The 24543-nt window shown below is 41.3% G+C and carries 24 protein-coding genes and 10 tRNA genes; 31 read left to right on the top strand and 3 right to left on the bottom strand.

Annotated features, from left to right (window positions below; genetic code table 11):
• Positions 1-67 precede the first annotated feature (67 nt).
• From TZ97_RS01355 to sufB, 8 genes are all read left to right on the top strand, one after another.
• Entirely contained in the window at positions 68-904 is an 837-nt protein-coding gene (locus TZ97_RS01355; protein ID WP_013904699.1) for an undecaprenyl-diphosphate phosphatase, read from the top strand.
• Between the two features lie 135 nt (positions 905-1039).
• Complete coding sequence (gene mecA, locus TZ97_RS01360) at positions 1040-1777, top strand: adaptor protein MecA (RefSeq protein ID WP_003004768.1); 738 nt, start codon at positions 1040-1042, stop codon at positions 1775-1777.
• Positions 1774-2931, top strand: coding sequence for a glycosyltransferase family 4 protein (locus tag TZ97_RS01365; protein WP_045759138.1), 1158 nt, complete (start codon positions 1774-1776; stop codon positions 2929-2931). Before mecA ends, TZ97_RS01365 begins: the two co-directional genes overlap by 4 nt.
• Before the next feature lie 134 nt (positions 2932-3065).
• Entirely contained in the window at positions 3066-3836 is a 771-nt protein-coding gene (gene sufC / locus TZ97_RS01370; protein WP_003004238.1) for a Fe-S cluster assembly ATPase SufC, read from the top strand.
• Positions 3837-3902: 66 nt separating this feature from the next.
• Positions 3903-5165 carry a Fe-S cluster assembly protein SufD gene (gene sufD / locus TZ97_RS01375; protein WP_003004052.1) on the top strand — a complete coding sequence of 421 codons (1263 nt, stop codon included), beginning with the start codon at positions 3903-3905 and terminating at the stop codon, positions 5163-5165.
• Between the two features lie 9 nt (positions 5166-5174).
• Positions 5175-6401: a cysteine desulfurase gene (locus TZ97_RS01380; protein WP_024056228.1), complete on the top strand. Its 1227-nt coding sequence runs from the start codon at positions 5175-5177 to the stop codon at positions 6399-6401.
• Positions 6388-6822, top strand: a complete 435-nt coding sequence (sufU, locus tag TZ97_RS01385; protein ID WP_003010276.1) for a Fe-S cluster assembly sulfur transfer protein SufU — start codon at positions 6388-6390, stop codon at positions 6820-6822. The genes TZ97_RS01380 and sufU overlap by 14 nt, the downstream gene beginning before the upstream one ends.
• A gap of 32 nt (positions 6823-6854) precedes the next feature.
• Positions 6855-8267, top strand: a complete 1413-nt coding sequence (gene sufB, locus TZ97_RS01390) for a Fe-S cluster assembly protein SufB (RefSeq protein ID WP_003010279.1) — start codon at positions 6855-6857, stop codon at positions 8265-8267.
• 58 nt (positions 8268-8325) lie between these two features.
• Here sufB and TZ97_RS01395 read toward each other — a convergent pair whose 3' ends face one another.
• Entirely contained in the window at positions 8326-9567 is a 1242-nt protein-coding gene (locus TZ97_RS01395; RefSeq protein ID WP_045759139.1) for a serine hydrolase, read from the bottom strand.
• 205 nt (positions 9568-9772) lie between these two features.
• Here TZ97_RS01395 and TZ97_RS01400 point away from each other — a divergent pair, with 205 nt between their 5' ends.
• The 15 genes from TZ97_RS01400 to TZ97_RS01470 all read left to right on the top strand — a co-directional run bounded on the left by TZ97_RS01400 (position 9773) and on the right by TZ97_RS01470 (position 17412).
• The gene (locus tag TZ97_RS01400; RefSeq protein ID WP_023919304.1) at positions 9773-11758 is read left to right on the top strand and encodes a peptide ABC transporter substrate-binding protein; all 1986 of its coding nucleotides are present in this window, start codon (positions 9773-9775) and stop codon (positions 11756-11758) included.
• A gap of 73 nt (positions 11759-11831) precedes the next feature.
• Positions 11832-13331, top strand: coding sequence for an ABC transporter permease (locus tag TZ97_RS01405; protein ID WP_023919303.1), 1500 nt, complete (start codon positions 11832-11834; stop codon positions 13329-13331).
• Positions 13331-14257, top strand: a complete 927-nt coding sequence (gene oppC, locus TZ97_RS01410; RefSeq protein ID WP_023919302.1) for an oligopeptide ABC transporter permease OppC — start codon at positions 13331-13333, stop codon at positions 14255-14257. Before TZ97_RS01405 ends, oppC begins: the two co-directional genes overlap by 1 nt.
• Positions 14258-14268: 11 nt before the next feature.
• On the top strand, positions 14269-15336 hold the full coding sequence (locus TZ97_RS01415) for an ABC transporter ATP-binding protein (protein ID WP_003004369.1): 1068 nt from the start codon (positions 14269-14271) through the stop codon (positions 15334-15336).
• Positions 15337-15346: 10 nt separating this feature from the next.
• Complete coding sequence (locus TZ97_RS10040) at positions 15347-16273, top strand: ATP-binding cassette domain-containing protein (protein ID WP_003010296.1); 927 nt, start codon at positions 15347-15349, stop codon at positions 16271-16273.
• 232 nt (positions 16274-16505) lie between these two features.
• Positions 16506-16578: transfer RNA gene (locus TZ97_RS01425), tRNA-Val, on the top strand.
• A gap of 2 nt (positions 16579-16580) precedes the next feature.
• A tRNA-Asp gene (locus TZ97_RS01430) sits at positions 16581-16653 on the top strand.
• A gap of 24 nt (positions 16654-16677) precedes the next feature.
• Positions 16678-16750: transfer RNA gene (locus tag TZ97_RS01435), tRNA-Lys, on the top strand.
• A gap of 6 nt (positions 16751-16756) precedes the next feature.
• A tRNA-Leu gene (locus TZ97_RS01440) sits at positions 16757-16838 on the top strand.
• Between the two features lie 17 nt (positions 16839-16855).
• Positions 16856-16928, top strand: a tRNA-Thr gene (locus TZ97_RS01445).
• Between the two features lie 23 nt (positions 16929-16951).
• Positions 16952-17023: transfer RNA gene (locus TZ97_RS01450), tRNA-Gly, on the top strand.
• Between the two features lie 7 nt (positions 17024-17030).
• Positions 17031-17116: transfer RNA gene (locus TZ97_RS01455), tRNA-Leu, on the top strand.
• A gap of 19 nt (positions 17117-17135) precedes the next feature.
• Positions 17136-17209: transfer RNA gene (locus TZ97_RS01460), tRNA-Arg, on the top strand.
• 36 nt (positions 17210-17245) lie between these two features.
• Positions 17246-17319 (top strand) — tRNA-Arg (locus tag TZ97_RS01465).
• 19 nt (positions 17320-17338) lie between these two features.
• Positions 17339-17412, top strand: a tRNA-Pro gene (locus TZ97_RS01470).
• A 97-nt stretch (positions 17413-17509) separates the two neighbouring features.
• On the opposite strand, the gene ntdP is transcribed toward TZ97_RS01470, so the two are convergent.
• Together ntdP and recX are read right to left on the bottom strand one after the other, a co-directional pair.
• Positions 17510-18043, bottom strand: coding sequence for a nucleoside tri-diphosphate phosphatase (ntdP, locus tag TZ97_RS01475; protein WP_003005798.1), 534 nt, complete (start codon positions 18041-18043; stop codon positions 17510-17512).
• Positions 18044-18138: 95 nt separating this feature from the next.
• Positions 18139-18921, bottom strand: a complete 783-nt coding sequence (recX, locus tag TZ97_RS01480; protein ID WP_045759140.1) for a recombination regulator RecX — start codon at positions 18919-18921, stop codon at positions 18139-18141.
• 37 nt (positions 18922-18958) lie between these two features.
• Between recX and rlmD the strand changes: the two genes are divergently transcribed.
• The 8 genes from rlmD to TZ97_RS01520 all read left to right on the top strand — a co-directional run bounded on the left by rlmD (position 18959) and on the right by TZ97_RS01520 (position 24543).
• Positions 18959-20311, top strand: a complete 1353-nt coding sequence (gene rlmD, locus TZ97_RS01485; RefSeq protein ID WP_045759141.1) for a 23S rRNA (uracil(1939)-C(5))-methyltransferase RlmD — start codon at positions 18959-18961, stop codon at positions 20309-20311.
• Positions 20312-20321: 10 nt separating this feature from the next.
• Positions 20322-20765: a cytidine deaminase family protein gene (locus TZ97_RS01490; RefSeq protein ID WP_021152718.1), complete on the top strand. Its 444-nt coding sequence runs from the start codon at positions 20322-20324 to the stop codon at positions 20763-20765.
• Positions 20766-20778: 13 nt separating this feature from the next.
• Positions 20779-21015, top strand: coding sequence for a DUF1858 domain-containing protein (locus TZ97_RS01495; RefSeq protein ID WP_003014300.1), 237 nt, complete (start codon positions 20779-20781; stop codon positions 21013-21015).
• On the top strand, positions 21012-22358 hold the full coding sequence (locus TZ97_RS01500) for a DUF438 domain-containing protein (protein ID WP_045759142.1): 1347 nt from the start codon (positions 21012-21014) through the stop codon (positions 22356-22358). Before TZ97_RS01495 ends, TZ97_RS01500 begins: the two co-directional genes overlap by 4 nt.
• A 2-nt stretch (positions 22359-22360) precedes the next feature.
• A complete protein-coding gene (locus tag TZ97_RS01505; RefSeq protein WP_013903179.1) occupies positions 22361-22615 on the top strand; it encodes a DUF1912 family protein in 255 nt (84 codons plus the stop codon).
• 180 nt (positions 22616-22795) lie between these two features.
• On the top strand, positions 22796-23143 hold the full coding sequence (locus TZ97_RS01510; protein ID WP_021152722.1) for a helix-hairpin-helix domain-containing protein: 348 nt from the start codon (positions 22796-22798) through the stop codon (positions 23141-23143).
• Between the two features lie 265 nt (positions 23144-23408).
• A complete protein-coding gene (locus TZ97_RS01515; RefSeq protein ID WP_021152723.1) occupies positions 23409-23987 on the top strand; it encodes a flavin reductase family protein in 579 nt (192 codons plus the stop codon).
• The gene (locus tag TZ97_RS01520) at positions 23974-24543 is read left to right on the top strand and encodes a GNAT family N-acetyltransferase (protein ID WP_045759143.1); all 570 of its coding nucleotides are present in this window, start codon (positions 23974-23976) and stop codon (positions 24541-24543) included. Before TZ97_RS01515 ends, TZ97_RS01520 begins: the two co-directional genes overlap by 14 nt.

Here is a 24543-nt window from a genome sequence, read left to right on the forward strand (position 1 = left end):
TTAGAAGGCCTGGTCCAGTCCATAGATTTATGATATAATAGAGCAAATGTAAGTTTAGGAGAAAAAGATGTTTCTGATCGAATTAATCAAGGCGGTTCTTTTTGGGATTGTCGAGGGGATTACAGAATGGTTACCGATCTCAAGTACAGGTCACTTGATTCTGTTACAGGATTTTGTGCAGTTTAAAAATCAAGATCCAGCCTTTATGGAGATGTTCAATGTTGTGATCCAATTGGGAGCGATCCTAGCGGTTGTGGTGATTTATTTCGATAAATTGTATCCCTTCAAACCTGGGAAATCTCCACTAGAAGTACGTCGAACTTGGCAATTATGGGCAAAAGTTGCGGTTGCAACCCTCCCGCTTGTCTTTGTTTTTAAATTAGATGATTGGTTTGAGGCGCATTTCCACAATTCGATTTCCGTTGCGATTATGTTGATCACCTACGGGATTGCCTTTATCTATCTGGAAAGACGGGAACAAGTTGAGCCAGCAGTAACGGAATTGCATAAGCTACCTTATCGAACAGCTCTTTATATCGGACTCTTCCAAGTTTTATCGCTATTTCCAGGAACAAGCCGTTCAGGTGCTACGATTGTAGGTGGTTTGATCAATGGTGTTAGTCGTCCAGTGGTGACAGAATTTACCTTTTATTTAGGGATCCCAGCCATGTTTGGCGCTAGCCTCTTAAAGGTTGGAAAATTCGCTCTTGGCGGACATTCACTAGCACTGGGGCAACTCTTTATTCTACTGGTAGCGATGGGAGTGGCCTTTGTGGTCAGCATGTACGCTATCCGCTTCTTGACAGATTATGTGAAAAATCATGATTTCACCGTCTTTGGGAAATACCGGATTGTTCTTGGTTCCATCTTGCTATTGTATGGACTCTTCCGTGTTATTTTCTAAGAGAACGGTTGAACTTGATCAAATTATTTTTCGAGGTTGGAGACTTTTGTCCCGACCTCTTTTCTATGCATCCTTTTTTTGAATTCTATCCAATTTTTTAGTATAATAGTAAGACTAGAAGTATGAGGTTATGCTATGAAGATGAAGCAAATTAGTGATTCAACTATTAAGATCACGATCCAACTAGAAGACTTAGAAGAACGTGGGATGGAAATTGCTGATTTCCTTGTCCCACAAGAAAAAACAGAAGAGTTTTTCTACGCCATTTTGGATGAACTCGAAATGCCAGAAAGCTTCCTGGATAGCGGGATGCTTAGTTTTCGTGTGACACCAAAACCAGATAAACTGGATGTTTTTGTTACCAAATCAAAAATTGACCAACAATTGGATTTTGAGGATTTGTCAGATCTTCCTGATATGGAAGAGTTGTCGCGCATGACGCCAGATGAATTTATCAAAACCCTGGAAAAAACCATCTCTGATAAGACAAAAGGGGATGCAGAAGCTATTCACCATTTGGAACAAGAAGAGTTGCGGGACAATCAAGAACAAGATCCTACATCTGAAGCACCAGTAAGTCAGTATATTTATTACATTTTGCGTTTTTCAAATATCCAGCAAGCAGTTGCCTTTTCAAAAACGGTCAGCTTTCCAGTGGATACCTCTGAATTATACAAAATGGGATCTGATTATTATTTAACCGTCTTGATCGATACAGAGGATCAACCAAATCAATATCCAACCTGGTTACTTGCCATCATTCGGGAGTATGCGGATGATTCAGAAGTGACACGAGCTGTTCTGCAGGAACATGGTCACTTACTAATGGTGTCTGGTGCGATTGAGAATTTGAAGAAAGTTGCTAGCTTATGATGTCTTTTTCCTTGCAATTTGTTCTGGTGCTGATTGGAACTTTTATGATTGCCTTGGTATTGACGCCCTTGGTTCGCTTGTTCTCCTTTAAGATTGATGCCGTAGATTATCCGAATGCGCGTCGGATCAATACCAAGCCCATGCCAAGCGCGGGTGGACTGTCTATCGTGATTGCTTTTTCAATTGCGACTCTTGTGTTTATTCCTATGCTGACATCCACCACCGCACCAATCAAAAGTTACCTATCCTATACCTTGCCGATCGTAGGCGCAGGATGGATTATCGCTCTCACAGGCTTGATCGATGATGTAAAAGAGTTGTCAGCCAAGAAAAAGATGATCGGTATCCTGCTGGCAGCGAGTCTAGTCTGGTTTTTGACAGATTTTCGTCTAAATGATTTTAAGATTCCATTCGGTGGTCCCTTACTTCATTTTGAACCATGGCTATCGTACCTTTTGACGGTGATTTGGATTGTTTCTATTACCAATGCGGTCAATTTGATTGATGGATTAGATGGCTTGGTGAGTGGGGTCTCTATTATTTCCCTAGTGACAATGGGGATTGTGTCCTATTTCTTTCTACCAGTACCCAATCTCTTTCTGACCATGACGATCTTTGTCTTGGTTGCGTCCATTGCAGGTTTCTTTCCCTTTAACTACCATCCGGCCATTCTCTATTTGGGAGACACCGGTGCCTTGTTTATCGGATTTATGATTTCTGTCTTGTCCTTGCAAGGTTTGAAAAATGCGACAGCTGTTGCGGTAGTCACACCAATGATTATCCTCGGAGTACCGATTACAGATACCTTTTTAGCCATTATCCGTCGGACCCTATCTGGTCAAAAATTTTATAAACCGGATCGCAATCACTTGCACCACCGACTTCTTTCTCTGGGCTTGACACATCGGGGAACTGTACTTGTGATCTATGGGATTTCGATGATTTTCTCCTTGATTTCTCTCTTGCTCAACATCTCGAGTCGCATTGGGGGTGTCCTACTTGTGATCGGGCTCTTGTTTGGAGTAGAGTTGTTAGCAGAATTGATCGGGGTACTGGGTCCACATCATAGTCCTTTGTTAAATGTTCTGCGCTATATAGGGAATTCTTCCTACCGGGAGGAAGTTCGTCAAAAACGAAAAGAAAAAACTAAATAAGAATAGTTCTAATCAAAAGAAAAGCCATTTGGGCTTTTTTTTGATATACTTGAAAGGTAAAAAAATACTTTGTGATGAAGGAATCTTTGCTTTGAGAACCTTCTAGACTTCAAAGTAAAAAGAAAGGGAATGCAATGTCGACATTAGAAATTAAAGACCTTCACGTTGAAATTGAAGGCAAAGAAATTTTAAAAGGTGTAAACCTGACCCTAAAAACTGGTGAGATCGCAGCCATCATGGGACCAAACGGAACAGGGAAATCTACTCTGTCAGCTGCCATTATGGGAAATCCGAATTATGAAGTAACCAAAGGGGAGATTCTCTTTGATGGTGTCAACATCTTGGAATTGGAAGTAGACGAACGTGCACGGATGGGCTTGTTCCTTGCTATGCAGTACCCTTCAGAAATCCCAGGAATTACCAATGCAGAATTTTTACGTGCAGCCATGAATGCTGGTAAAGAAGAGGACGAGAAGATCTCTATTCGTGATTTCATCAAAAAATTGGATGAAAAGATGGAACTGCTCAACATGAAAGAAGAAATGGCAGAACGCTATTTGAACGAAGGCTTCTCTGGTGGTGAGAAAAAACGCAATGAAATCCTTCAATTGTTGATGTTGGAGCCAACATTTGCCCTTTTGGACGAAATTGACTCTGGTTTGGATATCGATGCTCTTAAGGTCGTATCTAAAGGGGTTAATGCAATGCGGGGTGAAGGTTTTGGAGCGATGATCATTACCCACTACCAACGTTTGTTGAACTATATTACTCCTGACGTCGTTCATGTGATGATGGAAGGTCGTGTCGTGCTTTCAGGTGGACCAGAATTGGCTGCACGCTTGGAACGTGAAGGATATGCCCAACTCGCAGAAGAACTCGGTTACGACTATAAAGAAGAACTATAACCTGATGACAAGTGATCTAATGTTGTCATAAAATCAAACAGATAGTATCTTTATTAGGAGAAAAAAATGAGTATTGAAAATATTACCCTCTTTTCGGAACTGCATGCTGAGCCAAGCTGGCTGCAAGATTTACGAAAAAAAGCTTTTGACAAGATCGATCAGTTGGAATTGCCAGCGATTGAACGCGTCAAATTCCACCGCTGGAATCTTGGAGATGGGACGATCACAGAAAGCGAGGCTTCTGCCAATGTTCCCGATTTTACAGCCCTCGATTCAAACTTAAAATTGGTCCAAGTTGGAACTCAAACTGTATTTGAACAGGTGCCACAAGCCTTGGCAGACCAAGGAGTTCTTTTTACAGATTTCCATACTGCCCTAGAAGAAATTCCTCAGGTAGTGGAAGACTACTTTATGTCTTCGGTTAAATACGACGATGATAAACTAGCAGCATACCACACGGCTTATTTTAATAGTGGGGCTGTGCTATATGTTCCAGATAACGTCGAAATTTCAGAACCCATCGAAGGTATTTTCTACCAGGATAGCGACAGTGATGTACCTTTTAATAAGCACATTTTGATTATCGCAGGCAAAAACAGCAAGTTTAGCTATTTGGAACGCCTAGAATCAAAAGGTGAAGGCTCAGCAACAGCAACTGCGAATGTGACGGTTGAGGTGATCGCCCGCTCAGGTGCCCAAGTGAAATTTGCGGCGATTGACCGTCTGGGTGAAAATGTCACAGCTTACATCAGTCGACGTGGGAAACTAGGTCAGGATGCCAGCATTGATTGGGCTATCGGTGTTATGAACGAAGGTAACGTGGTTGCAGACTTTGACAGTGACTTGGTTGGAAACGGTAGTCATGCAGATTTGAAAGTCGTTGCCTTATCAAGCGGTCGTCAGGTACAAGGAATTGACACCCGCGTGACCAACTTTGGTTGCAACTCGATCGGAAATATCTTGCAACACGGAGTTATTCTTGAAAAAGGAACCTTGACCTTCAATGGAATTGGTCATATTATCAAGGGGGCTAAAGGAGCAGATGCTCAGCAAGAAAGCCGTGTCTTGATGTTATCGGATCAAGCACGTTCAGATGCCAACCCAATCCTCTTGATTGATGAAAATGACGTCACAGCAGGCCATGCTGCATCGATCGGTCAAGTGGACCCAGAAGATATGTATTACCTCATGAGTCGTGGTCTGGATCAACACACAGCGGAACGCTTAGTGGTGCGTGGTTTCTTGGGATCTGTTATTGTTGAAATCCCAGTTAAAGAAGTACGTGATGAAATGATTGCCACCATTGAAGAAAAGTTATCTCAACGCTAAGGAGAAACAATGCTAGATAAAAATACAATTGCTCAAGATTTTCCCATTCTCGATCAACTAGTCCATGATGAGCCTTTGGTTTATCTAGATAATGCAGCGACGACGCAAAAACCTAAACGTGTTCTTGAAGCCGTTAATCACTATTATTTGCAAGATAACGCCAATGTCCATCGTGGAGTCCATACTTTGGCTGAACGAGCGACAGCAGCCTATGAGGCGGCGCGTGAGAAAGTCAGAAAATTTATCAACGCTTCATCAACCAAGGAAGTGCTCTTTACAAGAGGGACAACGACTGGACTCAACTGGGTAGCCCGCTATGCAGAAGAAGTCCTAAAGGAAGGGGATGAAGTCCTGATTTCCATCATGGAACATCACTCCAATATCATTCCTTGGCAGCAAGCCTGCAAGAAGACAGGAGCAAAACTGGTCTATGTCTATCTAAAAGATGGCTTACTGGATATGCAGGACTTAAAGAGCAAGCTTAGTGAGAAGACAAAATTTGTCTCCATCACCCATGCTTCGAATGTCTTAGGGGTGGTCAATCCGATCAAGGAAATTGCTCGATTAGCTCATGAAGTTGGAGCGATCATGGTCGTAGATGGGGCTCAATCAACCCCTCATATGGCCATTGATGTACAAGACTTAGATGCGGATTTCTTTGCTTTTTCTGGCCATAAGATGGCTGCACCAACAGGGATTGGTGTCCTCTATGGGAAGGAAGAAATCTTAGAGCAAATGTCTCCGATCGAGTTTGGGGGCGAGATGATTGACTTTGTTTACGAACAATCTGCATCTTGGAAGGAATTGCCTTGGAAATTTGAAGCTGGAACACCTAATATGGCGGGAGCAATTGGTCTCGGTGCAGCAATCGATTACTTAGAAGAGCTGGGGATGGACCAGGTAGAAGCGCATGAGCAAGAATTGATTGCCTATGTGTTTCCAAAATTACAGGCGATCGAAGGCTTGACCATTTATGGTTCCCAAGACTTAGCAAAACGTTCTGGCGTCATTTCCTTCAATCTAGGAGATCTCCATCCGCATGACTTAGCAACAGCATTAGATTATGAAGGGATTGCTGTTCGTGCAGGTCACCACTGTGCACAACCGCTCCTTCAATACCTACAAGTTCCAGCGACAACGAGAGCAAGTTTTTATATCTACAACACCAAAGCGGACTGTGATAAATTAATTGAGGCATTGATCAAAGCAAAGGAGTTTTTCAATGGCACTTTCTAAATTAGATTCGCTGTACATGGCGGTCGTAGCTGACCATTCAAAACACCCTCACCATCAGGGCCAGATTGAAGATGTTGATCAGATCCAACTCAACAATCCAACTTGTGGAGATGTGATCCAGTTAAGTGTGAAATTTGATGAGAATGACAGGGTGGAAGATATCGCCTTTGTTAATTCAGGATGTACGATCTCAACCGCTTCAGCTAGTATGATGACGGATGCTGTAATGGGAAAAACAAAAGAGGAAGTCGAAGAATTGGCGCAGGTCTTTTCAGAAATGGTCCAAGGCCAGTCAGATCCTCGCCAAGAGGAATTGGGAGACGCAGCCTTCTTATCTGGAGTCTCAAAATTCCCACAACGGATTAAATGTGCGACCCTCTCATGGAATGCTCTTAAAAAAGCGATCGAACGTAGCAAATAGTTAAAAGAAGAAACAGAGAAAGAAAGGAAATTATGGCTGAAGAAAGAGTCGAACCGAAACCAATTGATCTCGGTGAATATAAATTTGGATTTCACGATGATGTTCAACCCATTCTCTCTACCGGGAAGGGATTGAATGAAGCGGTTATTCGTGAATTGTCTGCAGCAAAAAATGAACCCGAATGGATGCTCGAATTTCGTTTGAAATCTTTTGAAACCTTCAAAAAGATGCCCATGCAAACCTGGGGAGCCGATCTATCAGAGATTGACTTTGATGATTTGATCTATTATCAAAAACCTTCGGATAAACCTGCCCGTTCATGGGACGAAGTTCCAGAGAAAATCAAGGAAACCTTTGAGCGTATCGGGATTCCTGAAGCAGAACGTGCTTACTTAGCGGGGGCTTCTGCTCAGTATGAATCAGAAGTGGTTTATCACAATATGAAAGAAGAGTTTGAAAAGTTGGGGATTATCTTTACCGATACGGATTCTGCCCTAAAAGAATATCCAGACCTTTTCAAACAGTATTTTGCGAAGTTAGTACCGCCAACGGACAACAAATTGGCTGCCCTCAACTCAGCAGTCTGGTCTGGTGGGACCTTCATTTATGTACCAAAAGGCGTAAAAGTAGACGTCCCCCTTCAAACATACTTCCGTATCAACAATGAAAATACTGGTCAGTTTGAACGCACTTTGATTATCGTGGACGAGGGAGCAAGTGTTCACTATGTAGAAGGATGTACAGCACCGACCTACTCAAGCAATAGCCTCCATGCAGCGATTGTCGAGATCTTTGCCTTGGATGGTGCTTACATGCGCTATACGACCATCCAAAACTGGTCTGACAATGTCTACAACTTGGTAACCAAGCGGGCCAAGGCTCAAAAAGATGCCACAGTTGAGTGGATCGACGGAAACCTAGGTGCCAAGACAACTATGAAGTACCCATCTGTATATCTAGATGGAGAAGGAGCGCGTGGTACCATGTTGTCCATTGCCTTTGCGAATGCAGGTCAACACCAAGATACAGGTGCCAAGATGATCCACAATGCCCCTCATACCAGCTCATCTATCGTATCTAAATCCATCGCGAAGGGTGGCGGAAAGGTAGACTACCGTGGACAAGTGACCTTCAACAAGAACTCTAAGAAATCAGTTTCTCACATTGAGTGTGACACTATTATCATGGATGATTTATCTGCATCAGACACGATTCCATTTAATGAAATCCACAACTCACAAGTTGCTTTGGAACACGAGGCCAAGGTTTCAAAAATCTCAGAAGAACAACTGTATTATTTGATGAGTCGTGGTTTGTCTGAATCAGAAGCAACAGAAATGATTGTCATGGGATTTGTAGAGCCCTTTACAAAAGAACTTCCAATGGAATATGCTGTTGAGTTAAACCGACTCATTAGCTACGAAATGGAAGGATCTGTAGGATAATTCGTTTTAATAACAAAATAAAATCACAATGGATTTGACTCCATTGTGATTTTTTTACTTATAATTTTTCGTTGACATACCGGACGAATTCATTCCACCAAACCTTTAAGAAAAAGCTTTTCTCAATGGTTCTTCCTGCTACCATATCGACCGTTGGCTCTTGATCTTCTAAGTAGCCACGTCCGATTTTATCTGGATCAGTGTAGTGTATTTTTCCAAGATTAGTGCCTGATTTGACAGGTGCTCGGAATGATTCTTGGTCACTCTTGAATTGAATTTTTGGTTCCGCTTGACTGCCTTGCTTTTCGACGATATAGAAGTCTTTTTTTGCAACAGCTAAAACAGTCTCGGATTTCCCATCCATGACAGTTGCCTTACTTTTTCCGTAGGGATCTCCTTCTTTGACGACAATGGAAGAAACAAAGGTCCGTACCACGTAGTTCATCAGAGAAGAAGTAGCCACAAAACGTGCATACGGATCACCGTCAACTGCCTCCACTCCTAGGACAACAGTGATCATATGGATGCCATTTTGCGTCGTTGATGCAGCAAAGGTGATGCCGCCTTTGGTAGAGTTGCTGACCCGTAGGCCATCAACTCCAGAACGGTAATTCGGCATGCCTTCTAGCATCAGGTTGGGGTTTTCAATCTGCGTGTTTGAAAAAAGAGCAGTGGGTTTTGAAGTATATTTGGTCACTTCAGGGAAATCCTGAAGTAAGTGCTTGGCAATAACAGCAATATCATAAGCACTCAATTGATTTTCGTCTTCTTTCCCGTCAGGATCTCCGCTGATGGTTTGAGTATTTAATCCGGTAGCATTGATTAAATGAGGAGATTGAATGCCCCATTCAGAAAGTTTTTTCTTCATTTTTTCAACGAAGCTTTTCTCAGAGCCCCCCACTTTCTCAGCTAACGCCAAGGCAGCAGTGCTAGAATTTCCAACTAAAAGAGCAGTCAATAACTGTTCAACCGTATATTGGTTCGCTTCCATAGGAAGAGTACCAGCACCTTCGATATCATTTAAGGCCAGAGCTTTCTCAGACAATTTAATAGGATCTTTCAGAGAAAGTTTTTTTTCATGAATGGCTTCGAAAATCAGATAAGTGGTCAAGAGTGTAGATAGTCCCCCCACATCTCGCTTTTTCTCTGAATCCTTTTCATATAAGATTTTACCTGTATCAGCTTCAACAGCAATAGCACTTTGAGCAGGAAGTTCTAGCTCGTCTGCTAGAACGACTTGATAAGGTAAACTGCATAACAGCAAGATAAAAGTTAAAAAAGAAAGAAAGAATTTTTTCACAGTTGTTTCCTCGTTGCTTAGTCCTCTCTATTGTATCATACAAATGATTAATGGAAAATCGTAAAATCATCAATTAGGCTAAAAAGTCAGTCATAGCAAGGTTTTTGAATAGTGATAAATCGAATATTCAGAAAATTTAGTTTACTTTTTTTTCTACTTGTGATATAATCTTAAACAAATCTAAAAAAACTATTGGAGAATTCCTATGAAAAAAGGTAAAGTATTTGCAGTTGCCGGAGTAACACTTCTTGCAGCTGGATTGTTGGCTGCATGTTCTAGTTCAAATACTAGCAAAGCAAGCTCAGGCGAAGACAAGAACTATGGTTATGTCTACACAGATGATCCTCAAACTTTGGACTACACTGTATCTTCTAAAGCTGCTACACACGATATTACTACAAACGTCGTAGATGGTTTGATGGCAAATGACAAGTATGGTAATCTCGTACCATCACTTGCAGAAGATTGGTCTGTTTCAAAAGACGGTTTGACTTATACCTACAAAATTCGTAAAGGGGTTAAGTGGTACGATGCAGACGGTGAAGAACATGGCGAAGTGACAGCTAAAGACTTTGTAACAGGTTTGAAACACGCTGCTGATAAAAAATCGGAAACTCTTTCACTAGTTCAAGGCTCAATCAAAGGCTTGGATGATTATGTACAAGGAAAAACTACAGACTTTAGCCAAGTTGGTGTCAAAGCGGTTGATGATTACACACTTCAATACACATTGAACAAACCTGAAACCTTCTGGAACTCTAAAACAACAAACGGAATCTTGTTCCCAATTAGCACAGATTTCTTGAAGAGTAAGGGAGATGATTTTGGTCAACCAAACGATGTGAAGTCAATCCTTGCAAACGGACCTTTCCTTCTTAAATCTATTACGTCAAAATCATCTGTTGTATTTGAAAAGAATGACAACTACTGGGATAAGAAAAACGTTCACCTTAAAGAAGTGAAACTTACCTACTACGATGGATCAGATCAAGATTCATTGGCGCGTGGCTTCTCTGATGGAGCTTATACAGTTGCTCGTCTTTTCCCAGCAAGCTCAAACTTTGCTACAGTAGAGAAAAAATATAAAGACAACATTTACAACACACCGGCTGGTTCAGGTGTAGCAGTCCTTGGTTTCAACATTGATCGTCAATCTTACAAACACACAGCTAAGAAATCAGATGCTGAAAAATCTTCTACTAAGAAAGCAATCTTAAACAAAGATTTCCGTCAAGCTATCACCTTTGCCTTGAATCGTGAAAACTATTCAGCGCAAGTAAATAGTAAAGCATTTGCTAAACCAGCTATCCGTAATACCTATACAGCTCCTGCTTTTGTACAAGTTAATGGGAAAGACTTTGGAGATGTGGTTGCAGATAAGTTGACTACTTATGGAGACCAATGGAAAGGTGTCAACCTTGCAGATGGTCAAGACGGTCTTTACAACAAAGACAAAGCAAAAGCACAACTTGAAAAAGCAAAAGCTGAACTTCAAAAAGATGGCGTTCAATTCCCAATTCATATTGACGTACCAGTAGCACAAAACTCTACAAACTTTGTTTCACGGATGCAATCATTGAAACAAACAGTGGAAGATACTCTTGGTAAAGACAATGTCGTTCTTGACCTTCAAATGATGGACCAAGACGAAGTGTTGAACATCACATTGAATGTTCCATCAGCTGCAGATGCAGATTGGGATCTTCAAGGATTGGTCGGATGGAACCCAGACTACGATGATCCATCAACTTACCTTGATACTCTTCAACCATCATCAGAAGACCAAACAAAAGTTTACCTTGGTTTTGCAGGTGGTGTAGATAATGCTTCAGCCAAAGCAGTTGGCTTGGATGAGTATGCGAAACTTCTTGCAGATGCTAATAGCGAATCACTTGATGTAGCTAAACGTTACGAAAAATATGCTACTGCTCAAGCTTGGTTGAGTGATAGTGCCTTGGTAATCCCAACAATGTCAAGCACAGGCGCAGCAACAGTTGTTTCTAAAGTGGTTCCATTCTCTGGCCCATCAGCTCAAACAGGTAACAAAGGATCTGCTTACTTCAAATATGTAGAAGTTCAAGATGAACCTGTTACTAAGAAACAATACGAACAAGCACGTGAAAAATGGCAAAAAGAAAAAGCTGAGTCAAACAAAAAAGCTCAACAAGATCTTGAAAAACACGTTAAATAATTAAATTATTGCTTTTCATTAGAACTTTCTCTTCTAGGGGAGAAAGTTCTTTTGGACATTAAAGGAATGAAATATGAAAAAATATGTTTTTATGCGTATTTTGCGTTCGTTAGTGTCGATCTTTCTCGTCACGACATTAACCTACATGATTATCTATACGCTAACACCGAGAAATCTCATCTTTAAAAATGACCCCAACTACAATAAAGTAGCGAAGACAAAAGATTCGAAGATCAACTACGAAAATACTGTCTACGATCGCATGGGTTATTTGGAATACATGGATTCAAAGAGCTTGCAACAAAAAGCAAGTAAAGAAGATTCTTCTGTAACAGTTGATGCGACAACTGCCAATGAAAAGATCTATAAGGAATACATTAACAAATTAGGTCATGGTTGGCAGTTGAAACGTTTCCCAGAAAGTAAGTCTTTCTATGCGGTGCGTGAAATTCCAGTTTTTGAACGTGTCGTCAGCTTCTATGCGAATTTGATTCAGTTTGATCATCCAGGTTGGGTGAAAGATGCTTCAAATCCAAACCTCAAACGCTATATCCGTATTGAAAATGATCCGTCTATTGGTTGGTCAGTTGTAGGTTCTGGTACGAAACACAAATACCTCTTGTACTTTAATGGTCAATTCCCATATGTACACCAAAACTTTGTGACCTTAAACCTTGGAAATTCATATCCAACTTATTCAAATACCCCTGTTCTTCAAGTTATTACACAAGGACAAGGAACAACTAAGAAGAGTGAAGTGAACTTCCCAACAGGTAAAAAGACATCTTCAATCGATATCTACTCACGTACCTACAAATCACCAAGTAAGGCAGACTCACAAGATATCAGTCGATTTGGTAAAGGGGACGCTTATACAGCAACGTTGAGCAACTATGAGAATCCATCCATGATTGCATCTTCTTCAATCATTGGTTTGATTGGTATTGCAATTTCTTATTTGATTGCGATCCCATTAGGATCTTACATGGCTCTGTTCAAGAACTCATGGTTTGATAGCATCTCAACAGCTGCTTTGACATTTATGATGTCTCTTCCAACCATTGCTTCGGTCTACATTGTCCGTTTAGCAGGTTCATTCTTTGGGCTTCCAGACTCATTCCCAGTTCTTGGAGCACAGGACTGGCGTTCATATGTATTGCCGTCTCTGATTCTTGGTTTATTGAGTGCACCATTTAACGCCGTTTGGATTCGTCGTTACATGATCGATATCCATTCACAAGATTTCGTCCGTTTTGCTCGTTCAAAAGGATTGTCAGAACGTGAGATTTCAAAAAAACACATCTTCAAAAATGCGATGGTTCCATTGGTATCTGGTATTCCGACATCTATTATTGGAGTTATCTCAGGTGCGACACTTACTGAAACAGTCTTCGCTTTCCCAGGTATGGGTAAAATGTTGATTGACTCTATTAAAGCATCAAACAACACCATGGTTATCGGACTTGTCTTCATCTTCACATCGCTTGGTATCTTTGCTGCCATGTTAGGTGATATCTTGATGACAGTGCTTGATCCACGGATTAAATTAACGAATACGAAAGGAGGCAAATAATGGCTACAATCGATAAAAATAAATTTCAGTTTGTAAAACGCGATGACTTTGCCTCTGAAGTAATTGATGCTCCAGCGTATTCATACTGGAAATCTGTATTCAGACAATTCTTTAAAAAAAGAACCACGATCATTATGCTTGCTGTTTTGATTGGGATTCTCTTGATGAGTTTTATCTACCCGATGTTTTCAAATTTTGATTACAACGACGTAAGTAAGGTAAATGACTTTTCAGCACGTTTGAATCCACCAAGTGCCAAAGCTTTCTTTGGTACAGATAACAACGGTAAATCCCTCTTTGATGGAGTTTGGTTTGGTGCTCGAAATTCGATTATCATTTCCTTTATCGCAACTGTTATTAACGTGGTGGTCGGAGTCATCGTTGGTGGAATTTGGGGAATCTCAAAATCCATCGACCGTATCATGATGGAAGTTTATAACGTTATTTCAAACATTCCATTTATGTTGATCGTTATCGTCTTGACTTACTCAATGGGATCTGGTTTCTGGAATTTGATTCTTGCCATGTCCTTAACAGGATGGATCGGAATTGCCTACATGATTCGTGTTCAAATCATGCGTTACCGTGATTTGGAGTACAACTTGGCCAGTCGAACATTAGGAACACCAACGTTGAAAATTGTTACGAAAAATATTTTACCTCAATTGGTATCTGTAATCGTGACCCAGACATCACAAATGTTACCAAGTTTTATTTCTTACGAAGCTTTCCTTTCCTTTTTCGGACTTGGTCTTCCAATCACAGTTCCAAGTTTGGGACGGTTGATTTCTGACTATTCTCAAAACGTAACTACAAATGCCTACCTATTCTGGATTCCACTTACTGTTTTGATTTTAGTATCCTTGTCATTCTTTATCGTCGGACAAAACTTGGCCGATGCCAGCGACCCACGTACACATAGATAGGAGGAGTAGATATGACATCAAATAACAATATTATTTTATCTGCTCAAGATATCGTAGTGGAATTTGACGTGCGCGATCGCGTACTGACAGCGATTCGTGGCGTATCGCTTGAGCTAGTAGAAGGTGAAGTTCTTGCCTTGGTTGGTGAGTCAGGTTCAGGGAAATCAGTTTTGACAAAGACGTTCACCGGAATGTTAGAAGATAATGGCCGTATTGCCCAAGGTTCGATTAAATACCGTGGTCAAGAATTGACAGATTTGAAATCGAATAAAGATTGGGAAAATATTCGTGGATCTAAGATCGCTACAATTTTTCAAGACCCAATGACAAGTTTGGACCCAATCAACACAATTGGTTCACAAATTACAGAAGTCATTATCAAACACCAAGGGAAAACAGCTAAAGAAGCCAAAGAAATGGCTTTGGACTATATGGAGAAAGTTGGAATTCCAGATGCGGAACGTCGTTTTGATGAGTATCCATTCCAATATTCAGGTGGGATGCGTCAACGGATCGTTATTGCCATCGCCTTGGCCTGCCGTCCAGATATCTTGATCTGTGATGAACCAACAACAGCCCTTGACGTAACCATTCAAGCGCAAATCATTGATTTGTTGAAATCCCTTCAAAAAGAATACCAATTTACAGTTATCTTTATCACCCACGACTTAGGTGTGGTTGCAAGTATTGCAGATAAAGTAGCCGTTATGTATGCTGGAGAAATTGTTGAGTTTGGTAAAGTAGAAGAAATTTTCTACGATCCAAAACATCCATACACATGGAGCTTGCTTTCAAGCTTGCCTCAATTGTCAACCTCAGATGGTGATCTTTACTCTATTCCAGGAACTCCGCCATCATTGTATGCTCCAATCAAAGGAGATGCCTTCGCACTTCGTTCAGACTATGCAATGCAGATTGATTTTGAAGAAGAGGCACCTGCTTTCAAAGTGACCGATACTCACTGGGCTAAGACATGGTTGCTCCATCCAGATGCACCAACAGTTCATAAACCAGAAGTAATCGAAAACCTTCACGAAAAGATTGGCTCAAAAATGGGCTTCACTCACATTACAGAATAGGAGGAAGGAAATGACTGAAAAATTAGTTGAAATTAAAGATTTAGAAATTTCCTTCGGTGAAGGAAGTAAAAAATTTGTTGCTGTAAAGAACGCCAACTTTTTCATTAATAAGGGAGAAACTTTCTCTCTTGTTGGTGAATCAGGAAGTGGTAAGACAACAATTGGGCGTGCGATCATTGGTTTGAATGATACAAGTGCTGGAGAAATTATTTATGACGGTCGCAAGATCAACGGAAAAAACTCTCATAGTGAAAAATCAGAGTTGATCCGTAAAATTCAAATGATCTTCCAAGACCCAGCAGCAAGTTTGAATGAACGTGCAACAGTTGATTATATTATCTCTGAAGGTTTGATCAACCACCATTTGTTTAACAGCGAAGAAGAACGTCAGGAAAAAGTAAAAAATATTATGCATGAAGTTGGGCTTCTAGCAGAACATTTGACACGTTATCCTCACGAATTCTCAGGTGGTCAACGTCAACGGATCGGTATTGCCCGTGCACTTGTCATGGAACCAGAATTTGTCATTGCGGATGAACCAATCTCAGCCCTTGACGTTTCAGTACGTGCACAGGTCTTGAACCTTTTGAAAAAATTCCAAAGAGAATTAGGCTTGACCTATCTCTTTATCGCCCATGACTTGTCAGTTGTGCGCTTCATTTCTGACCGTATTGCAGTTATCTATAAAGGGGTTATTGTAGAAGTAGCAGAAACTGAAGAGCTATTTAACCACCCAATCCATCCATACACACAATCCCTACTTTCAGCTGTCCCAATTCCAGATCCAATTCTAGAACGTAAAAAAGTTCTAAAAATCTACGATCCAGAACAACATGATTATTCTGAAGATAAACCACAAATGGTTGAAATTAAACCAGGTCATTATGTATGGGCTAACAAAGCTGAAGAAAACAAATACAGACAAGAATATAAATAGAGAGGATTCCCTCTCTATCCCATGCCGAACACAGCAGTTAAGCCCTAGAACGCCGGAAGTAGTTGGGGGTTGCCCCCTGTGAGATAAGGTAGTCGCTTAGCAAGAGATTGAGCCTAGTAGATACTAGGCTCATTTGGGAGTTTAGCTCAGCTAAGGAGAACGTAAGTTCGACTTTGTCGAAACTGACGTAAGTCAGTGCACGACAGGGATCCAGTGAGTTAAACGACCATTTGGGAGTTTAGCTCAGCTGGGAGAGCATCTGCCTTACAAGCAGAGGGTCAGCGGTTCGATCCCGTTAACTCCCATAGGTCCCGTAGTGTAGCGGTTATCACGTCGCCCTGTCACGGCGAAGATCGCGGGTTCGATTCCCGTCGGGACCGTTAAGATAATGAAAATTATTTTAAGACTCGTTAGCTCAGTTGGTAGAGCAATTGACTTTTAATCAATGGGTCACTGGTTCGAGCCCAGTACGGGTCATATTTTGCGGGTTTGGCGGAATTGGCAGACGCACCAGATTTAGGATCTGGCGCTTTACGGCGTGGGGGTTCAAGTCCCTTAACCCGCATAAGAGAATAATAATGAGCCGGCTTAGCTCAGTTGGTAGAGCATCTGATTTGTAATCAGAGGGTCGCGTGTTCAAGTCATGTAGCCGGCATTTTTTTATATAAAGAAAGCAATGCGAACGTAGTTCAGTGGTAGAACACCACCTTGCCAAGGTGGGGGTCGCGGGTTCGAATCCCGTCGTTCGCTTGAGGAGGCCGGGGTGGCGGAACTGGCAGACGCACAGGACTTAAAATCCTGCGATTGGTAACGATCGTACCGGTTCGATTCCGGTCCTCGGCATAGACGAAGGTTGAAAGAAGCACCCTTAGCTCAACTGGATAGAGTACCTGACTACGAATCAGGCGGTTAGAGGTTCGACTCCTCTAGGGTGCATGGTCGCAAGGCTATGTAATAATTGAATAGGAACGAGCACCCTTAGCTCAACTGGATAGAGTACCTGACTACGAATCAGGCGGTTAGAGGTTCGACTCCTCTAGGGTGCATAAAGCGTAAGCTTTAGTTCGGGAAGTAGCTCAGCTTGGTAGAGTACTTGGTTTGGGACCAAGGTGTCGCAGGTTCGAATCCTGTCTTCCCGATAGTGTATCGAAAAAGTCTAATGGTTGTCATTAGACTTTTTTTGTAGTTATTATTTTATTAATTTTCAAGAAAAAAGAGCTTTCGCTCTTTTCAACTTTATTTATTTCGCAGTTCAACATAACGGTTATACCAAATTTTGATATATTCCTCAGAAAAAGGACCTTTGTTTTGGTTTATCCAATCTACTAGAACCTTAACATTTTCCTTTAAAATAAAGTCGATGTCATCTGAATAGTGCATTTTTTCTTTATGCTGCTCGTATTCTTCAACATCTAACAATTTTTTTTCACCATTGGTAAAGACCTTGACATCGAGATCATAGTCGATATATTTTAAGGCTTCTTGGTCAATGTGAAAAGGACTTGCTAGGTTACAGTAGTAAGACACACCATTGTCACGGATCATGGCGATGATGTTAAACCAATATTTTTTATGGAAATAAACGATCGCTGGTTCACGCGTGATCCAACGTCTACCATCACTTTCAGTCACAAGTGTATGATCATTTACTCCAATAATTGCATTTTCGGTTATCTTTAATACCATGGTGTCACGCCATGTTCGGTGTAAACTGCCATCATGTTTATAACTTTGAATTGTAATAAAGTCGCCTTCTTTAGGTAGTTTCATAACTTACCAACTTTCTACAATCTAAGTATATCCTCTATATTGTATCATATTTTTTCAAATTTTTTCTTTTTTTTCTATTTAATTTTCAATTTGGTTTATGAATCTAAGAATTCTCTAATGGCTAACGTTATATCACTATAATCGTAGCCTTTTCTGGCTAGTGCCTGAGTCAAGCGTTGTTTGAGGTCATAGCCTTCATATTTTTTACTGTATTTACGGTATTGTTTTTCTAACTCTTTTAGAATGAGCTCATTGGTTGTTTCTTCATCTGTTTCGAGCTCGAGATTTTGGAATGCTATCTTTGCTTGATTGTAAGCAAAACCTTTTGAAATGAGTGCTTGGATGATTTTCGTTTCAATGGCTTTTAACGGATATTTTCCTTGGTATTTTTTTACGAGTTTTATTGCGGTACGGTCGATCACTTCTGAAAAATCATAGTCTGCAAAAATTTCTTGAAGGATAGATTTTGGGATCCCTTTTTGTTGAATTTTTTGTTGTAATAAGAGAGGACCCTTATCGCCACTGAGAAGGTTGGCTTCTATCAGGTTTCTTGCATATTGACGATCATCTAACCACTTGTCTTCTTTTAGGTGTTGGACCACTTTATCAATAATGCCACTTTCAATCTCATACTTTGTCAGGTAGTCTCTGACTTCTTTTGTTGTCCGAGCTTTAAAAGAAAGATGGTACAGGGCGAGGTTTTTACCATAGGAGTATTGAGCAAACTCTTGGATTTCTTTTAGTTCTTCTTCACTGATTTCTTTATCTTTGGAAAGGAAATATTTGACGATGGTGTCTTCTGTAATATAAAGTTTTTGATCATTGTCTAATTCTAGGAGGTAGAGTCTTTTTTTCTTTTCTAGTTTTGTAATTTTCATGTTTTTATTATACCGAAAAATGTGTTAAGATAGGGATATGAACGTTAAAGTAAAACAAAAAATTCCTTTGAAAATTAAACGAATGGGAATTAACGGAGAAGGGATTGGCTTTTATAAAAAAACACTTGTCTTTGTGCCAGGCGCTTTGAAGGGAGAAGATATCTTCTGTCAAATTACAAGTGTTAAGAAAAATTTTGCGGAAGCCAAACTCCTATCTGTGAATAAGGCGTCTAAGTTTCGTGTGACGCCCATGTGTGATATCTATGAGACCTGTGGTGGCTGTCAAATCATGCATTTGAAGTATGATAAGCAGCTGGAGTTTAAGACAGATTTATTACAACAGGCCTTGAAGAAGTTCTCACCTGAAGGATTTGAACAGTATGATATTCGGCCGACAATTGGAATGCAGGAGCCGCTTTACTATCGGGCAAAATTGCAATTTCAAACTAGGAAATTCAAGGGCCAGGTGAAGGCGGGCCTCTATGCCCAAAATTCACATTATTTGGTGGAATTAAAGGATTGTTTGGTTCAAGACCCGGTTATTCAAGCTATCGCCAACGATCTAACGGATTTATTGACCTATTATCAGATTCCGATTGCTGATGAGCGTAAAGAACTGGGTGTCAGAACCATGATGGTTCGACGGGCGCGGAAGTCTGGTCAAGTTCAGATCATTGTGGTCACTAGTCGTCAGATTAACATAAATAATTTGGTGCAAGACTTGGTCACGAAACACCCTGAGATTGTCACAGTTGCTGTTAATAAAAATACGTCTCGATCCAGTGAAATCTATGGCGAACAAACGCAGATTATTTGGGGAGAAGAGGCCATTTTGGAAGGTGTTTTGGATTATGAATTCTCCCTTTCTCCTCGAGCTTTTTACCAGTTGAATCCGGAACAAACTGAAGTATTGTATAGTGAAGCGGTTAAGGCTCTAGATGTTTCTCCAGAGGATCACCTGATTGATGCCTATTGTGGGGTTGGAACGATTGGGTTTGCTTTTGCTAATAGAGTGAAAAGTGTTCGGGGGATGGATATTATTCCTGAAGCGATTGAGGATGCCAAATACAATGCTAAACGGATGGGATTTGAGAATACCCACTATGAGGCTGGTACAGCAGAAGAGATCATTCCTCGCTGGTACCAAGAAGGCTATCGGGCTAATGCTGTGATCGTGGATCCACCTCGTACGGGCTTGGGGACAAAATTAATCGAGACCTTGTTGCACTATGCACCTGAAAAGATGGTCTATGTCTCTTGTAATGTCTCTACTTTGGCACGGGATCTAGTGGCTTTGACGAAGGTTTATCAGGTTGAATACATTCAATCAGTGGACATGTTCCCCCATACTGCAAGGACAGAAGCAGTTGTGAAATTAGTGAAGAAGTGAAAGAAGAAGAATGGATATTTGGGAAAAACTTTATCTTGAGGCGAAAGCTCTCTATGCGCCTCAAGAGGTTTCAGATTTTGTCTATGCTCGACATGTGGTTGCTGCTGTTGAGGCTGCAGATGGTCAGATTTTTACGGGCTTTTGTATGGAAGGAACCTGTGGCGTCTTTCATTTATGTGCCGAACGAGCAGCCCTCTTCAACATGTATCAACAATCAGGACAAACCAAGGTCAAGCGCATTATTGCTTTTCGAGACAAACCTCCTTATGGAGAAGGTTCTGGGATGCCTTGTGGGGCCTGTCGTGAATTTCTCCTTGAGCTAGATGCTGAGAATCGTCATCTAGAATTTATGGTGGATTATGAGAGTCGTAAGACCATTACTTTAGGTGAATTGATGCCTCTTTGGTGGGGAGAAGAACGGGCTCGTCAAAGAGAAAATAAAGGGAATGAGTAGAGGAAATAAATAAATGGACAATGTTATTGATGTATCGATTCCAGTTGCTCAAGTTATTGATCAACATCCGGAGGTATTGGATTTGTTGGTGGAGTTGGGCTTTAAACCCTTAGCCAATCCGATCATGCGAAATACAGTTGGGCGCAAGGTTTCCTTAAAACAAGGATCAAAATTAGAAGGTACTCCTATGGAGAAGATTGTGCGAACACTAGAGGCCAATGGCTATGAAGTAGTGGGGCTAGATCAATGAGTGATGAACGAATTCATGTCTTAAGAGATATCTTATTAGAGCTTCATCATGGAGCTTCCCCTGAGTCGGTTCAGGAGCGCTTTGATGCGACCTTTTCAGGGGTTTCTGCGATTGAAATCTCTCTTATGGAGCATGAACTGATGAACTCCGATGCAGGGGTTACTTTTGAAGATGTTATGGAGCTTTGTGATGTCCATGCCAATCTCTTTAAGAATGCGGTTCAAGGGGTCGAAGTAGCAGATACCGACCACCCTGGTCATCCTGTTCAAATCTTTAAACAGGAGAACTTAGCCCTTCGTGCGGCTATGATGCGGGTACGCCGCTTGCTAGACAATTATGAGACAACTGAGGATCCTGAGATGATTCAGGAGATTCATAAGGGCTTGTTACGTCAGCTGGGCTTGGTGGGTCAATTTGACCGGCATTACCGTCGTAAGGAAGAGTTGATATTTCCGATTATGGAAAAATATGGGCATGATTCCCCACCAAAAGTGATGTGGGGAGTAGATGACCAGATTCGGGAACTCTTTGCGAAAGCTTTGTATGCGGCAAAGAAATTACCGGATTCTAGTATTTCTAAAGTCAAGGAACGCTTTGAAGCCTTTGCACAAGAGTTTGAGGGCATGATCTTCAAGGAAGAGTCGATCCTCTTGATGATTTTGCTGGAGGCCTTTACCCAGGATGACTGGCTCTCCATTGCAGAAGAAAGTGATGCTTATGGTTATGCCATTATTCTCCCAAGTGAGAAATGGGTGCCGAAACGTGTGGACTTCAAGGAGGAAGCGTCGAAAGAGTCAGAAGGTTCAACTGAACCACTTCCTTCTTCAAAAGGAGATGAGCACCGTCAGGTCATTGAGACTCCTGAGGGACAATTGACGATTACCTTCACGCCTAAGAAAAAAGAAGAGAGCTTCGATCGCAAGCAGCCACAAGCTTTTGGTCATGGATTTTTATCGGTGGAGCAAGCGAATTTAATCTTGAACCAGTTACCAATGGAGATCACCTTTGTCAATAAGGATGATATTTTCCAATATTACAATGATGCAGCGCCTTTTGAGGAAATGATTTTTAAGAGGACGCCATCTCAGGTAGGACGCAATGTTGAACTGTGTCACCCTCCAAAATATTTGGAGAAGGTCAAAGCCATCATGCAGGGGCTTCGTGAAGGGAAAAAAGACAAGTATGAAATGTGGTTCAAATCCGAATCGCGTGGGAAATTTGTCCATGTCACCTATGCAGCCGTGCGTGATGAAGCTGGAGAGTTTCAAGGTGTTTTGGAATATGTTCAGGACATTCAACCTTATCGGGAGATCGATACGGATTTTTATAGAGGAATGGAGTAAAGATGAGTTACGAAACAGAGTTTATGAAGGAGTTTGAGGAGTGGATCAAGACCCAGGTCATGATCAATGAAATGGCTCTCGAAGAAAGTAAGAAGGTTTTTGATGAAGACCAGGATGAACGAGCTAAAATCGCTATGATTCGCTATGAAAGCCGTTTGGACGCTTATCAGTTCTTGCAAGGGAAGTTCGAAAATTTCCATGCTGGAAAAGGATTTCATGATTTACCAGATGGCCTCTTTGGTGAAAGAAAATATTAAAAACACCTTATTGAAGGCGTTTTACTAGCTAGATTTACCTGAAAATTGAGCAATGACTTGATTTTTTAGGGGATTGTGATACAATAAAAAAGTTGAAATGACATCAACGGATTTTTGAATGGAATGATAGTGATGAAACCTTGTTGCCTTAGGAATTGATCACTGAATTTAGGAGGAAAAATGGCAAAGAAGAACGTAAACCGTGCGAAACAATACAAACATCAAAATAGACATCTTTTGAAAAAAGCTGTCGCAACTGTAACTGCAGCTGTGAAAGAAACACCTAAAAAGGTTGAGAAAGCTACAAAAGCAGTGGCGAAAGAAGTGAAACAAGCGGCTTCTTCAGTGGAAGAATTTGCTGCAAGTTTGGAAGGTGTGGCACTTGATCGTGCGCAAACATTCTATGATGAAGGTATTCGCTCTGTTGCGGACTTCGCAAACTGGACAGAAAAAGAGTTGTTGGCCCTTAAAGGAATCGGCCCAGCTACAATCAAGAAATTGAAAGAACTAGGCGTTAAATTTAAATAATCGCTTTTATGATTTCTTGCTATTTCCAGGAAAACTTGCTAAAATGAACCTGTTAGAGGTGTTTTGAGTCCCACATTTTACAGAAAGTGGCGGTGCTGAGAAGTCCACAAATGTGTCAAAACTGGTTGCTAATGGATGAAAATGAAATAAACAAAGTTGCGGGCATTGCCCGAAATTGGGTGGTACCGCGGATCAAAACATTCGTCCCTGTCAGATTGATGACAGGGGCGATTTTTTTGTTGCAGCCTAGCCAAAGGAGCTTGTCATGAAACAATCTTTTAACACCAGTAAACTCTACTATGGTTTTCCGATCTTCATCTTGGGGTATCAGGACCAGAACTTTGGGCACAATATCACGACCTGCAGTTCCTCTTATAGCCTGGGAGATTGGCTGGTCATCGGGGTTGGTAGTGAGGAAAATGCGGCTAACCAGATTAAGCATTATCAACAGTTCACTGTGAACATCCCTGATGAAAACTTTATGCTTGAGATGGAGCAGGCTGGGTTTATCAGCCATCGGGAGAAGTTGGAACACCTAGGGCTAGACTACGAGATTTCTGAACGGACTCAGGCTCCGATTTTGGAGGCTTGTCCAGTCGTTTTGGATTGCCAGGTAGATCGGATTGTCGAGGAAGATGGCATCTGCCATATCTTTGCTAAGATTCTTGAGCGACTGGCTGATCCAGAGCTCTTAGATGACAAGGGGCATTTTAAAAATGACCGTTTTGCGCCGACTTACTTTATGGGGGACGGCCATCAGCGTGTTTACCGTTATCTAGATGACCGAGTCGATCCCATGGGGTGCTTTATCAAGAAAGCGAGGAAGAAGAATGACAAGAGCTGAACTGCCAGAACGAATCGAAACGGATCGTCTGGTCTTACGAGTCCGAACAGTGGCTGATGCAGAGGACATCCATGCTTACGCTAGTCTTCCAGAAGTCTCTTACCCAGCAGGTTTTCCACCCGTCAAGACCTTGGAAGACGAGATCTATTATCTAGAGCATATCCTTCCCGATCGCAATCAAAAAGAAAATCTTCCAGCTGGTTACGGCATTGTGGTCAAAGGAACCGATAAAATCATTGGCTCTGTTGACTTCAACCATCGCTACGAAGATGATGTGCTGGAAATTGGCTATACCTTGCATCCAGACTATTGGGGGCGAAGCTATGTACCCGAAGCAGCGTGTGCCTTGATTAACCTGGCTTTTAAAGAACTGGGGCTTCATAAGATTGAGCTGTCTTGCTTTGGTTACAACCTTCAAAGTCAACGAGTCGCTGAGAAACTTGGCTTCATCCTTGAAGCTCGCATAAGAGACCGCAAAGATGCTCAAGGCAACCGCTGTGATGATTTGAGATATGGCTTGCTGAAGAGTGAGTGGGAAACTCAAGATCAACATTAA

This window comes from Streptococcus parasanguinis (genome assembly GCF_000963275.1).
Lineage (GTDB): Bacteria > Bacillota > Bacilli > Lactobacillales > Streptococcaceae > Streptococcus > Streptococcus parasanguinis_B.

Excerpts from the sequence above, each read along its gene's own strand:
- TZ97_RS01355 (WP_013904699.1), top strand. The coding sequence starts at position 68 with ATGTTTCTGATCGAATTAATCAAGGCGGTTCTTTTTGGGATTGTCGAG.
- mecA (WP_003004768.1), top strand. The coding sequence starts at position 1,040 with ATGAAGATGAAGCAAATTAGTGATTCAACTATTAAGATCACGATCCAA.
- TZ97_RS01365 (WP_045759138.1), top strand. The coding sequence starts at position 1,774 with ATGATGTCTTTTTCCTTGCAATTTGTTCTGGTGCTGATTGGAACTTTT.
- sufC (WP_003004238.1), top strand. The coding sequence starts at position 3,066 with ATGTCGACATTAGAAATTAAAGACCTTCACGTTGAAATTGAAGGCAAA.
- sufD (WP_003004052.1), top strand. The coding sequence starts at position 3,903 with ATGAGTATTGAAAATATTACCCTCTTTTCGGAACTGCATGCTGAGCCA.
- TZ97_RS01380 (WP_024056228.1), top strand. The coding sequence starts at position 5,175 with ATGCTAGATAAAAATACAATTGCTCAAGATTTTCCCATTCTCGATCAA.
- sufU (WP_003010276.1), top strand. The coding sequence starts at position 6,388 with ATGGCACTTTCTAAATTAGATTCGCTGTACATGGCGGTCGTAGCTGAC.
- sufB (WP_003010279.1), top strand. The coding sequence starts at position 6,855 with ATGGCTGAAGAAAGAGTCGAACCGAAACCAATTGATCTCGGTGAATAT.
- TZ97_RS01400 (WP_023919304.1), top strand. The coding sequence starts at position 9,773 with ATGAAAAAAGGTAAAGTATTTGCAGTTGCCGGAGTAACACTTCTTGCA.
- TZ97_RS01405 (WP_023919303.1), top strand. The coding sequence starts at position 11,832 with ATGAAAAAATATGTTTTTATGCGTATTTTGCGTTCGTTAGTGTCGATC.
- oppC (WP_023919302.1), top strand. The coding sequence starts at position 13,331 with ATGGCTACAATCGATAAAAATAAATTTCAGTTTGTAAAACGCGATGAC.
- TZ97_RS01415 (WP_003004369.1), top strand. The coding sequence starts at position 14,269 with ATGACATCAAATAACAATATTATTTTATCTGCTCAAGATATCGTAGTG.
- TZ97_RS10040 (WP_003010296.1), top strand. The coding sequence starts at position 15,347 with ATGACTGAAAAATTAGTTGAAATTAAAGATTTAGAAATTTCCTTCGGT.
- ntdP (WP_003005798.1), bottom strand. The coding sequence starts at position 18,043 with ATGAAACTACCTAAAGAAGGCGACTTTATTACAATTCAAAGTTATAAA.
- recX (WP_045759140.1), bottom strand. The coding sequence starts at position 18,921 with ATGAAAATTACAAAACTAGAAAAGAAAAAAAGACTCTACCTCCTAGAA.
- rlmD (WP_045759141.1), top strand. The coding sequence starts at position 18,959 with ATGAACGTTAAAGTAAAACAAAAAATTCCTTTGAAAATTAAACGAATG.
- TZ97_RS01490 (WP_021152718.1), top strand. The coding sequence starts at position 20,322 with ATGGATATTTGGGAAAAACTTTATCTTGAGGCGAAAGCTCTCTATGCG.
- TZ97_RS01495 (WP_003014300.1), top strand. The coding sequence starts at position 20,779 with ATGGACAATGTTATTGATGTATCGATTCCAGTTGCTCAAGTTATTGAT.
- TZ97_RS01500 (WP_045759142.1), top strand. The coding sequence starts at position 21,012 with ATGAGTGATGAACGAATTCATGTCTTAAGAGATATCTTATTAGAGCTT.
- TZ97_RS01505 (WP_013903179.1), top strand. The coding sequence starts at position 22,361 with ATGAGTTACGAAACAGAGTTTATGAAGGAGTTTGAGGAGTGGATCAAG.
- TZ97_RS01510 (WP_021152722.1), top strand. The coding sequence starts at position 22,796 with ATGGCAAAGAAGAACGTAAACCGTGCGAAACAATACAAACATCAAAAT.
- TZ97_RS01515 (WP_021152723.1), top strand. The coding sequence starts at position 23,409 with ATGAAACAATCTTTTAACACCAGTAAACTCTACTATGGTTTTCCGATC.
- TZ97_RS01520 (WP_045759143.1), top strand. The coding sequence starts at position 23,974 with ATGACAAGAGCTGAACTGCCAGAACGAATCGAAACGGATCGTCTGGTC.